This is a genomic window from Prevotella merdae, from assembly GCF_900290275.1.
Lineage (GTDB): Bacteria > Bacteroidota > Bacteroidia > Bacteroidales > Bacteroidaceae > Prevotella > Prevotella merdae.
In genome coordinates, this window is sequence record NZ_LT985325.1 from 222,484 (window position 1) to 235,048 (window position 12,565).

The window sequence follows — 12,565 nt, forward strand, 5'->3', positions numbered from 1 at the left end:
CCTCAAAATGCTTACAGTTTAAAACTAAAAAGCATTGAAAGGCCTCTCTGTCTGACAACTTAAATCTTAGAGATTTTTTGACATTATTTATTTTAAACTTATTTATTATGAGAAATTTAGTAATCATGCTGTTAGGATTGTTCCTTTTTTGTTCATGTTCTTCTTCGGATTCGTTCGAAAATGTTGACGTTAATAATGTAATGTCTGAAGAATCATTACAGGAAGATCAATTGGTTTCTGTACAGTCACAAATTGAATCTCTTAATCAAGAGATGTTTACATCGTCTAATGAGACGAGAGGCTTTTGGAAGTTTTTTACAAAGATAGTATGTACGGTTTTTGCAGATGCCGTAGGTGGTCTTGTTGGCGCAGGATTGAGTGGTGGAAATCCCGTTGTTGCAGCTTCGACAGCCGTTTCTGCTTCTGGGCTTGTGGCATTTGCAAATAACGACAAACTATCATTTAATGCGCATGTAAAGACAAATAAAAAAAAGAAAAATGGTATTATAGACTTAGGAATGAATCATGATACTTTGTCCATTAATGCAACATTAATACCACAAGAGTCAAAGTATAAACAATTTGTTACATTAAATGATAAGTAAGTGATCTAAATTATTTATATATATCAGTACTAATATGGTTCATTTTCCGTTTTATAGAAAAAGTAGAATTATGAAACCAATAAAAGTACTTGAATTATCAGAGGTTGATCGCCTCAAATTAGAGAAAGGCTATCATAATGGCCCTACTCATAGTTTTCGTATCAGATGCAAATCCATATTGCTGAAGTCAGAAGGTAAATCAGCTCCCAAAATAGCAGAAATGCTTGAGGTGACTGTACCTACTGTCTACGCATGGGTAAAACGTTATGAAGAAAATGGCATCAAAGGCTTGGAGACACGTCCTGGTCAGGGTCGAAAGCCTATTATGGATTGTTCTGATGAAGAAGCAGTCCGCAAGGCAATTGAGGAAGACCGTCAAAGCGTGTCTAAAGCACGTGAGGCATGGCAGAATGCGACTGGCAAAGAAGCCAGTGACATTACCTTCAAACGTTTTTTAGAAACATTGGTGCAAGATATAAGCGTATAAGAAAACGCCCAAGGGGCAAACCCTCACCGCAGCTCTACGCATACAAGAAAGAGAAGTTGCAAGAACTTGAAGAACTTGATTCCAAAGGGGAACTTGTGCTATATTATGCCGACGAAAGCCATGTCTGTACAAATGGATATGTTCCATATGGCTGGCAATTCAAGAATGAGGATGTTTACATCCCATCCGAGAAAGCTGCCCGGCTTAATATCTTTGGTATGATTACCAAAAGGAACCAATATAAAGGCTTTACCACAAAAGAGTCCATCAACGCAGACAAGATTGTGGACTATCTTGACAGATTCTCTTTCAATGTCACGAAGAAGACTGTAATTGTCTTGGACAATGCTTCTGTTCATAGAAATCGGAAGGTGAAAGAACTGAGGAAAATTTGGGAGAATAGAGGATTGTTCCTCGTCTATCTTCCACCTTATTCTCCAGAACTTAATCCTGCCGAGATTCTTTGGCGTATACTTAAGGGCAAATGGATAAGACCGATAGATTACGAGACTACGGACTCGCTTTTCTATTGTACGAACAGGGCCTTGGCCTCTGTGGGTACGAACTTATTCGTGAATTATTCATATTTGTAAAATTAATTTTGAACAGTTACTTAGTATTGGTTATTATCATAATGTTGTATTGAAAGATTTGAGTCTTTCTTTGGCTAGTAATGATATTCAAGTTGATACATTGATATCAAAAGTTGCTCTTACAACAAGTAAATATTATCAAACACCTGTTAATGATATTCTTGTGGCTTTAAAAAACAAACGTTCTTTTTTTGATGGATTGTTATATATAAAAGGCACTGCTATGGAAAAATGTAATAATCTTCATGACTTAGTTACACTTTTTAAAATGCAAAATAAAGGTTTGAATATAGAATTTGACGTTCTTGAGGAATTTTTTAAAGGTCTCGTAAACGTAGAAGTGGTTGATAATAATGGCGAATTTATGAATAGGGCTTTAATAATTGTAGATAAGTCATCATTGGACGAAATTACAAAAAATAATCTTCGTAATGCTTTTATCGTAGGAAATGCAAGTTATCAATTATGGAATACAGAAAATTGATTTACAACTAAACATCTACCCTTATAAGAATACACAAAAAAAGTAAAATTATGACACGTAGAAAAAACTCGTTAAAATCTCTGGTTATGGGATTGTTATTGGCTTTTGTATGTCCAGTATGCGCTCAAGTAACTGGAAGTAAGGTTTTCCCTTTGCATGTGGAAGCCAGTTTTGAAAGTGGCACTTCTTATCATAAGATGATGCCAATGGGCGCGGTTGCTGATTTAGGCTACTATATTAATAGGTTTTCGCTTCATGCTGTGGCGCAAGGTGATTATTTTCTTCCCAAAGAAGGCAATACATATAAGTATAATAATGCCAGTAATATAGGAGGAGGATTAGGATTTGTCCTCTTTCCCGAGAATTCAGATAATCTGGGAATTATGGAGCTAAGGGCTTTGATGACGACATCTGTGAGTGGAAGCAAGTCAATGGAAAACAATTCTTATAAAGTGGGATTGTATTGGTATGGAAGTTCAAAGTCAAGGAAAGCGGTTCCATTGGTTAGCTTAGGCTATACGATTAAGAACTTCCATAGTAATGGAGTTCCAACTTATCGTGGTGCTTATGTTTCGCTTGGAGTGCGTTTCTAATGATGTAAGTAACAGTTCTGAATTATCTTTATATAAGTAACAATTCAGAATTATCTTGCCATGTACTCCTCCTATAGAAAGTAGCTCATATATAAACCTTAATTCCGCAATACTATAAATTTTAACTTTTATATCAATATCCCGCACCACTAAGTAAGTACCGGGAATTGCTGCCGGATAAATGGAAACAAAAAAATATCGCTCAAGTTTTTATTCTTGAGCGATATTTTTTTCTGATTGTATATTCAAGTCTTTTGTTGATGCCCTGATGTCAGTCTGTCGCAAAAGCTTTGACAGATTAGTGTCAACAGCTATTGTTCTACTTCTTTACAGCCTGCTCAATATCCTCCTTATAGTTGAGGCCCTTAAGTCGGTAAATGTCATGAATGTGGAGCATACGCTGTAGGAACGAGTCGAGATTGCGTTGTTCCTTCTGTGTCCACTGAACCTCGCACAGTGCGGCAAGACGTGGCAGTAGTTCCCATTCCAGTTTCTTGCTGTCCTTAACCCATTCTGTCCAGATACAACCCTCGGCTCCAATTACGTTCTTCTGCTCTTCGGCTGTAAGTCCATCCTGATATGGATCGAGGTTGTACACGCGCTCAATGCTCGGTATGCCGGTGATTTTGTTTATGCGGAGGTTGCTGAAGTAGAAGTTCTGTATAGGAGCAATAACGGTAGGATGACCTTCCTTTGCAGCGCGAACCGTAGCCTTCGGACTTGTCCATCCAATAACGGTGATGTCCTTGGATGGAGTTCCGTCTAGAATCTCGTCCCATCCAATCATCTTTCTTCCGCGAGCACGTATGTCCTTAGCCACCTCGTCCATGAACCAAGTCTGTAACTGGTCTTCCTTAGAGTGACCTTCCATGTCCTTTAATCCCAATTCGGCAATCTTTGCCTGACAATTTGTGCACTCCTTCCAACGGCCTTTCGGACACTCGTCGCCACCGATATGGATGTACTGCGAAGGGAATATGTCCATAATCTCGTTGATAACATCCTTGGCAAATTGCAAGGTCTGAGCCTTTCCGGCACACATCACTTCCTTGATAACGCCGAAATGCTGGCACACGTCATAAGGACCACCTGTGCAACCAAGTTCGTTGTATGACGCAAGAGCCGCCTGAGTATGGCCAGGCATGTCTATTTCGGGTATCACGGTAATGTAGCGTTCGGCTGCATAGCGCACAATCTCGCGTGCGTCGTCTTGTGTATAGTATCCAGAAACAGGCACCTTGTCGTACTGTTCAGAGCGAGGAGCCGTAATGGTGCCAGAGCGCTTTGAGCCAATTTCGGTAAGCTTAGGATACTTCTTAATCTCGATGCGCCAACCCTGGTCTTCGGTGAGGTGCCAGTGGAAGTAGTTGATGTTGTGCATGGCAAATACGTCGATAAGCTTCTTCAGGTAGTCTACACTAAAGAAGTGGCGTCCACAATCTATCATGAATGCGCGGTAGGCAAAGCGTGGAGCATCGCTTATGTTGGCTGCTGGCAGCATTACCTGCTTGGCGTCTTTAACTATAGGTAGCGCCTTCATAATGGTTTGCATGCCGTAGAACACGCCTGCATGTGTGGTACCTTCCAGCACAACGGTCTTTTTAGTAACGTCAAGACGGTAGGCCTCGTTGCCTCCCGTAACGTTGGCTATGCCTAATTGTATCTGGTTATTACCCTTACGGGTTGTTGTAGCCACGTTGATGCCGGTAATCTCCTTTATATACGAGGCAAGGAATTCGGCATTGCGCTTCTGTTTAGCATCGCCGTTGGCATAATAGATAGTGGTCTTGCCACTTAGGGCGAAAGGCTGTCCGCCTGTGGTTGTCACCTGCTTGGGCAATGGTATTATTTGCCAAGTGGCTGTGGCTGCTGTCTTTGCCGAAAGACAAAGGCAGAATAATGAAACGAAAATTGTTGTGATTAATTGTTTAAACATAATAGGTTTGTTTTAGGATTAATTTTCAGTGCAAAGTTACAATAATTTGGCGGAATTATCCACTTGCTTATTATTTTATTGTGTTTGTACAAGAATTATTTGTAACTTAGTGGCATAAAAAAAGAAACGACCCAATCAAGGAGGATAAAGGTTATGGCAGAAATAAGAAAATATCCGGTAGGAATACAGACTTTCAGCGAGATTCGTGAGCGCAACTATATATATGTTGACAAGACACAGTATCTTGCCGACTTTATTGGTAATGGCTACAAATATATATTTCTGAGTCGTCCAAGACGATTCGGCAAGTCGCTCTTTGCCTCAATGATTCACTCGTATTACGAAGGTCGCAAGGAGCTGTTCGAGGGTCTTGCTATCAGTAAGAAAGAACGTGATTGGACGTGCCATCCGGTGTTGCACTTTGACATGAGTACAGCAAAGCATTGTGCAGAAGAAGATCTCAAATCAGAACTTGATTACAAACTTACTGTCTACGAGGAAATATATGGTTGCGTTGGTAAGAATGTAAATCTTAACCAACGTTTTCAAAACATCGTAAAGGCAGCCTATGAGCAAACACATCAAAAGGTAGTGCTTATTATAGACGAGTACGACGCTCCGCTTCTTGACGTTGTGCACGAGGAACAGAACCTTGCTGCATTGCGCCGAATAATGCAGAACTTCTATTCGCCTATAAAGTCGCTCGACCCGTATTTTGAGTTTGTCTTCCTTACAGGCATCACCAAGTTTTCACAGCTAAGCATCTTTAGCGAACTGAACAATCTGTACAACATATCGATGTACGACCAATATTCGGCTATTTGCGGTATAAGCAGTGACGAATTGCATACACAGATGCTTCAGGATGTAGAGAGGCTTGCCAAACATCTGCATATAAGTGTAGATGAAACCTTTGCTCTGTTGAAGAAGAAATATGACGGATATCATTTCAGTAAACATTCAGAGGATGTTTACAATCCATTTAGTTTGATTAAGGCTTTTGCTTCTGGTGATATTGGCAACTATTGGTTTGAGTCGGGAACACCAACATATATCATTAAACTTCTTCAGAAGTATAATGTCAGTCTGCGTGATGTGTCAGGGCGTGACGCAAGTGTTGAGGAGTTTGATATATCTCCTGAGAATATGACAACAGCCTTGCCCTTGCTCTATCAGAGTGGCTACCTCACCATTAAGCATTACGATCCGATGTTCGGTGTGTACACCCTTGCTTATCCTAATGAGGAGGTTGAAATGGGTATGGTGCGTTCGTTTGCAAGCAACTATCTTATACCTGCATCTGGTTCGAACAGTAGCTTTGTTGTAAAGTTTGTCAAGGCTCTTCTTGCCGATGATATGGAGGAGGCTCTTATACAGATGCGTGCTTATCTTGCTGGTTTGAGCTATCGTTTGTCAAACAAGACGGAACGCGATGTGCAGACTATCTTCTATCTGCTGTTCTCGCTTATAGGAGCTTATGTAAAGGTGGAGGAACAGAGCGCTCATGGCCGTGCCGACATCGTGATAACACTCCCTAATGTTGTGTATGTTATGGAGCTTAAGTTTGATGGTTCGGCAGATGCAGCCATTAAGCAGATTGACGATAAGGGTTATCTTGTTCCGTATATTGCAGATGGCAAGCGTATAGTTAAGGTTGGGGTGAACTATAGTAGCGAGGAACGCACTATTACGGATTGGATAATAAAGTAAAAATAGAGTTATATTAGGAGGTACGGTCTCCGAACCGTACCACTCAAGCTGCTATATATTATTGATAGCCAATTATTTGAGTGGTACGGTTTGTAGACCGTACCTCCTATTTTTCTTAAACATTGTTTGCTCGGCGAACAGTTGTCTGCTTATTCTTCTCCATTTCTAAACGCAGATGGCTGTATCTTATAGGTGTCCTTAAAGCACTTGCAGAAGTAGCGTGGCGATGAGAAACCATTGGCATAGCTCACCTCTGATATACTCATTTCTCGTCGGTTGCGCAACATATCTGCAGCCTTACGCAGTCGCATATTAAGGATAAAACCCTTAGGCGTATCGCCTGTAAGGTCTTTCCATTTGTTGAAGAACGCTGTGCGCGACATGCCAATCTCTTTGGCAAATGTGTCAACGCTAAATGACGAGTCGGTGTAGTACTTGTCTATAATCTTCATTGCGCGGTCGAGCAGGTCCTTATCCAAAGGATTCGTTGCAAGCACATCGGCCTCTGTATGCGGATGCTCGCTGAACTTGCGTTGCAACAAACGCCTTGTATTTACAAGGTTGTTACAACGTGATATCAACACATCGCTGTTGAAAGGCTTTGTAACGTAGTCGTCGGCACCCGTCTTAAGTCCTTCTATAGTCTGCTCAACAGCAGTTCGTGCTGTGAGAAGCACCACTGGAATATGGCATATAGAGAAGTCGCGTTTAATGGCTCGGCACAATTCTATACCCGACATATGCGGCATAAGCACATCGCTAAGTACAAGATCGGGCTTTTCGTCTGCTACCATCTCGAGCGCTTCTCTTCCGTCTACAGCAGTAGATGTGCGATAATAAGGACAGAACAGAGTGACGAGCAACTGTCGTATGTCGTCGTTGTCCTCGACTATGAGTATAGATGGTCTACTCTCGGCTTCTGAATCATCGGCTGATACATGCGCTTCTGGTTCTGATTGCACAGTTGTTACCGGCAGGATAGATGATTCGGCTGTATCGGTCTGCATAGCAGGTGTATCGCTAATCTCAGATGGGTTGAATGCTTCGCGCTGCATAGGTAGTATTACGGTGAAGGTAGTTTCCTTGTCTGGAGCAGAGTCAACGCTGATGGTTCCATGATGCATCTCTACGATACCCTTGGTAAGGTCGAGTCCGATGCCAGTACCTATATCAGAGAACGACTCAAGCTTGCGTGACTGATAGAAACGCACAAAGATATTCTTAAGATCGTCTGGTGCGATGCCCTTGCCAGTATTGCTAACCTTAAATATAGCCGTGCCATCGGCATTGGCTTTAGCATTCACGCTTACGGTACCTCCTTGCGGAGTGTGTTTAAGAGCGTTGGATATAAGGTTGCTTGCTACCTTCATCATCTGCTTACGGTCGAACCACATAGGCATAGATGTAGGTACATTAAGCTCGAGAGCAATATCGTTGCTTGTGGCATACTCCTTAAAGAGCATAACATTCTCGCGCAAGAAGATGGCAAAGTCGTTTTGCTGTACGTATATGCGTGTATGACCTTGCTCTTGCTTGCGGAAGTCGAGCAACTCGGATATCAGTCCGCGCAGCTGCGAACTGTTGCGGTAGATGCCAAGAATCTTGTTGTGCACGTCGTTGGCAAAAGCCGATGACTTGAGCAACGATTCTGACAGGCCTATGATAACCGTAAGTGGTGTGCGTATCTCGTGCGACACATTGGTAAAGAAGCGCAACTTAGACTGATTCTGTTCTTCTATGTCCTTGACATGCTGCTGCTCAAACTTAAGCGATTCGCCCAAGCGTATGCGGTCGCGATATTCGCGAATGAGCCACCAGCCAGCTCCGCCAATCAAGGCTATATATATAATGTATGCCCACCACGACATATACCATGGTGGCAGAATCTTGATGCGAAGACTTACTGGCTCGATGTCGCTGCCAGGGCAACTCAGTTCGAGCGTGTAGGTACCGGCACTAAGTCCGTTGAACGATATAACCTTAGTGCGGATGGTTATCCATTGGTCGGACACACCTTTCATTCTATATTGCAACGGCATGTCGTATGTGCGGATGAAGTTGGTGGTAAACGGCTCAACGCTGAATACCTTGTCGTCGTGGCTCAGCACAATCTCCTTGGTAAAGCGTAGCGCTTCGTCGAGTATGCCACTATCATCTCCAGGCTTTATCTCCTCGCCATTAACGTAGAGTTCGCCAAATCCTATATAGTAAGGTTGCGGTCTTTTGTATAGATCACGCTCATTGAACTTGGCCATGCCATCTATACCTCCAAGGTATATATCACCGTTTTTAGCTACATAGAGTGCATTTTCGTTGATGCTCTCAAGCGGAATGCCAGACGTGCGGTCGTAGTTGTGGAAGCGGTGTTCCTTGCTGTCGAACACGGAGAATCCGCGGTTGGTGATAAGCAGAATGTCACGATTGTTGAGCGATGACGGCGCTGTGGCATATACAGCATCGCCCGACGGGCCCTCGGCACCGCCATAACTACTGAATGTATCATCATTGTCGTTGTAGGTGCAGATGCTGTTGTTGGCCATGGCAAACCATAAACGTCCATTGCGGTCGACAGATATGTTGTTGATATAATTGCTGACAATGGATGTTGGAGTGTTGTGCTTATGCAGATACTGTTTGGTCTTGCCGTTCTTTGGATTGACGCAGAACACGCCGTCACCCTCGGTGGCAATCCACAGTTGCTGCTTATTGTCGACACATACACTTGGTACTGGCACGCTAAGCTTGCCTACAAGCAGAGGTGTGAAGCTATTTTGACTGAGTGTGGAAGGATTGAGCATGGCCACGCCACTTTGGGTGCCTATTACAAGTTTGTCGCCATAGGCTGTAATAGACCTAACCATATCAGAAGGTAGTGTGTGGCTGTTGCCTCTCTGATGTTTGTATACATAGGTCTTGCCAGTAGAAAGATCGAGTCGGTAGAGTCCGCCGAGGTGCGTTCCAACCCACATGGTGTTTCGCTTGCTGTCGAAATGTACAACCTTTAGATTGGCAATGTTTATACTGCCAATACGTTCAATCTTGTTGGTGCGTATATCAAGCACGTTCATGCCACCTCCCTCTGTGCATATCCACAAACGTCCACGGTTGTCCTCGGTCATGCTACCCACAACTGGGAATGACAGACCTGCATTGGAACCTGCAATGGCACGATAGCGTGTGTATATCTCGTTTTCGGGATTAAAGTAGTTTACACCACCAAAGTAGGTGCCAATCCATAAGGTTCCCTGGCGGTCTTTGATGATGCTCCAAATGCTTGAGTTGGTAAGGCTACCCGACATACCGTCGGCAGTAAACAGACGATGAGTGCCAGTGGAAGGGTTGTAGCTCATCAGTCCATGGTAAGTGCCAATCCAAATATTGCCGCGATTGTCCTCGCTGAAAGTGCGCACAAAGTTGCTCACAAGCCACTTTTGGGTGGTTGTGTTCTCTATTTTGCCATTAGGCGATATAGTCCAAAGGCCACGGTTCCAGCTGCCCACCCAAATATTGTGCTTGCTGTCCTCGTATATGGTGGTGATGTGTGCGTCGTTGATTACATGGCTCAGTTTGCCCTTGGCATAGCAATAAAGACCTCCGTTATAGGTGCCAATCCACAGACGATTGCGGCTGTCGCAAGTCATCGACTCAATTAGTTCGCCTTTAGGCAGGCGTGTAAGTACGGTGCTTTTCTTGCAGTCGGCGTCAAACTTTTGCACTACGTTGTGCGTACTCATGTATAGCACGTCCTTGAAGCATATAGCCTCGCTGCTGCCATGGTGCAGAGTGGTGAATACCTGCGTACGTATGTCGAACTGTACCACACCCTCCGAGCACACAAGGTATAGCATACGCTTGCCGTCACCCGTTATGTGGCGTATGTTGTTGCAAAATAGCGAGCGTGGATTGCCCGGCTGATAGCTGTAAACATGTATAGAGTTGCCGTTGTAGCTGTCGAGTCCAACGCGTGTGGCTATCCACAGCACACCATCGCTGTCGGCATATATGCTGTTGACAGATATCTGCGACAGGCCATCTGCAGGTGTAAGATGGTTGAAGTATGTATTTTGTGCATTTGCGCAGAGCGATACCAAAAGGCAAATCAGTGTTATGGCTTTTCTTATCATGGTCGTGTAGCCTTTTTAGTTGCGGTTTATAAATAAAAGTCGGATGTTAGGTTTATGTACCAGTCAGACCGTGAGCCATCAGGGTTCATAAGGCACTGTTCTTCGTTTGTAGCATTACTTACAGAAGAGATATGGCCGAAAGACACAAGGAGGCGTTTGGGTTGTTTTCTTGGTGTGGTTCGTATAGCGAGTCGTCTTATTGGCACAAGATGTGCAAGGTAAGCCTCGGCTATGAATGATGTAAGACAGTTGGACGGTATGATTGCACTGAATTCCCCATCCTCAGCAAGCAATCTTTTTACGGCTGTAAATAGGTCGCGATAGGGTAGGGTATCGGCATGGCGGGCTGTTGCACGCTGCGAGTCGGGGTTCTTCAAACTATCTGTAAAGAATGGCGGGTTGGGTACAATGCTGTCAAACAGTTGGGTGCCATGTACTTCCAAGTTCTGTATACTTGTTTCCACAATGCCAATGCGACTGGCAAAAGGCGAACAATTGGCATTGTTGCATGCCTGTAGTGCGGCGTTGTGATCAATCTCAACAGCCGTGACATGCGCATCGGCAAAGCGTTGTGCCATCATAATAGCCACGAGTCCAGTGCCGGTGCCAATGTCAAGTATACGCTTTCCTCCATGTGCCCATGCTCCAAGCAATACCCCATCGGTGCCCACTTTCATGGCGCACCGATCTTGATGTATTGTGAATTTTTGGAATGTGAAAGAATTGTTAGACATTGTTTATATTATTTCCAATTAAGCCACCCTTTTTTATATATAGCGGTCTATATAATATAATAAGGTGTAGATTTGTTTGCAAGATATTCCATCTTGTTTGCTTAGAGACTCAGCTTTTTCTGTATGGCCTTGCTCCAAGCCTGAAACTTGCGTGTGCTGTTGTTTATCTCTTCTCGAATGTCGTGTATTTCGTTAAACAGTTCGGCTGCGGCATTCTGTAGAGCATTAGGTTGGCGTTCGCTGCGGTCGGCAAACGAATTGACAACAATCTTTATGCCTTTAGGCTTAAGCTCAACGTCAATATCCTCGCCCGTCATGACTGGGTCGCCGTCGTAATGTATAACGCCAGGCTTGTCGCGGTGGATGTGTAGCTTTTGACAGCGAAACGACTTAATCTTAGAGTTCTTGTCGAGTGTTTTGTTGAACATCTCAATACTAATCTGCGGTGCTTGCAGCAGGTCGAACGGTTCCATAATGATGACATCCATCAGTCCGTCGCTCATAGATGCTTGTGGCGCAATATAGGCATTGTTGCCATATTGTGAAGCATTGGCGCAAGAAATTAGGAACGCCTTGTGTTGAGTTGTTCCGTTTTCGTCTTGTATGGTGTATGTCTCGGGTTTGTACTTAAGACCCTCGCGCAACACATTCTCGACGTATGTTATAGGTCCACGTTTGCCAGCCTCTGCAAACTTCATACTTACGAAGGCATCAAATCCCATTCCGCATGTACAGAAGAATGGGTAGTTGTTGATAATGCCATAGTCGAGGTCGCGTATCTCGCATGTGTTTATTATCTCTATTGCCTTACGTGCGTTAATGGGTATAAGCAGATGGCGGGCAAGTCCGTTGCCCGAACCACATGGAATGATGCCTAAGGCCGTGTTAGAGTGTACAATAGCTCGTGCAACCTCATTTACGGTACCGTCGCCACCGACAGCCACCACTACGTCAACGCCATTGTTCTTAGCCTTTTCGGCTATTTCGGAAGCGTGTCCTGCATATTGTGTTATGGCAATTTCATAGTCAAACTTGTCTCTGTCGAGTGTTGAGGCAATTATGTCTGGTATGGCAGCCTTGTCGGATGTGCCAGATTTGAGATTGATTATGAAAACAGCTTTTCTTTTCATACGTGTTGTTTAATCTACATAAAATATATACAAAGTTAATAATTTAAAGTTTCATTTTGGTTTTTTCTTGATTAAAATTACTCAAAATACCACATTTCTTAGGAAAAAGGTTATTATATTGGTTTTTATTTGTAACTTTGCACCTTGGAAATAACAATATTGGGTTTTT

10 protein-coding genes are annotated in these 12,565 nt (G+C 43.4%); 6 read left to right on the forward strand and 4 right to left on the reverse strand.

The features are described from left to right. Positions 1 to 107: 107 nt before the first annotated feature. From C9991_RS13255 to C9991_RS13275, 5 genes are all read left to right on the forward strand, one after another. The gene (locus tag C9991_RS13255; RefSeq protein ID WP_106813005.1) at positions 108 to 605 is read left to right on the forward strand and encodes a hypothetical protein; all 498 of its coding nucleotides are present in this window, start codon (positions 108 to 110) and stop codon (positions 603 to 605) included. Between the two features lie 70 nt (positions 606 to 675). Continuing rightward, positions 676 to 1,092, forward strand: coding sequence for a helix-turn-helix domain-containing protein (locus tag C9991_RS13260; RefSeq protein ID WP_106812837.1), 417 nt, complete (start codon positions 676 to 678; stop codon positions 1,090 to 1,092). Then, positions 1,089 to 1,685, forward strand: a complete 597-nt coding sequence (locus tag C9991_RS13265; protein ID WP_232823346.1) for an IS630 family transposase — start codon at positions 1,089 to 1,091, stop codon at positions 1,683 to 1,685. Before C9991_RS13260 ends, C9991_RS13265 begins: the two co-directional genes overlap by 4 nt. Before the next feature lie 49 nt (positions 1,686 to 1,734). Continuing rightward, entirely contained in the window at positions 1,735 to 2,169 is a 435-nt protein-coding gene (locus tag C9991_RS13270; protein ID WP_106813006.1) for a hypothetical protein, read from the forward strand. Positions 2,170 to 2,219: 50 nt separating this feature from the next. Beyond that, positions 2,220 to 2,762, forward strand: coding sequence for a hypothetical protein (locus C9991_RS13275; RefSeq protein ID WP_157949479.1), 543 nt, complete (start codon positions 2,220 to 2,222; stop codon positions 2,760 to 2,762). 319 nt (positions 2,763 to 3,081) lie between these two features. Here C9991_RS13275 and C9991_RS13280 read toward each other — a convergent pair whose 3' ends face one another. Continuing rightward, the gene (locus tag C9991_RS13280) at positions 3,082 to 4,698 is read right to left on the reverse strand and encodes a beta-N-acetylhexosaminidase (RefSeq protein ID WP_106813008.1); all 1,617 of its coding nucleotides are present in this window, start codon (positions 4,696 to 4,698) and stop codon (positions 3,082 to 3,084) included. A gap of 153 nt (positions 4,699 to 4,851) precedes the next feature. Here C9991_RS13280 and C9991_RS13285 point away from each other — a divergent pair, with 153 nt between their 5' ends. Next, entirely contained in the window at positions 4,852 to 6,408 is a 1,557-nt protein-coding gene (locus tag C9991_RS13285) for an ATP-binding protein (RefSeq protein WP_106813009.1), read from the forward strand. A 149-nt stretch (positions 6,409 to 6,557) separates the two neighbouring features. On the opposite strand, the gene C9991_RS13290 is transcribed toward C9991_RS13285, so the two are convergent. From C9991_RS13290 to C9991_RS13300, 3 genes are all read right to left on the reverse strand, one after another. After that, positions 6,558 to 10,532 carry a hybrid sensor histidine kinase/response regulator transcription factor gene (locus C9991_RS13290; RefSeq protein ID WP_106813010.1) on the reverse strand — a complete coding sequence of 1,325 codons (3,975 nt, stop codon included), beginning with the start codon at positions 10,530 to 10,532 and terminating at the stop codon, positions 6,558 to 6,560. 26 nt (positions 10,533 to 10,558) lie between these two features. Then, positions 10,559 to 11,266, reverse strand: a complete 708-nt coding sequence (locus tag C9991_RS13295) for a tRNA1(Val) (adenine(37)-N6)-methyltransferase (RefSeq protein ID WP_106813011.1) — start codon at positions 11,264 to 11,266, stop codon at positions 10,559 to 10,561. Between the two features lie 101 nt (positions 11,267 to 11,367). Next, complete coding sequence (locus tag C9991_RS13300; RefSeq protein ID WP_106813012.1) at positions 11,368 to 12,396, reverse strand: diacylglycerol/lipid kinase family protein; 1,029 nt, start codon at positions 12,394 to 12,396, stop codon at positions 11,368 to 11,370. Between the last annotated feature and the right edge of the window lie 169 nt (positions 12,397 to 12,565).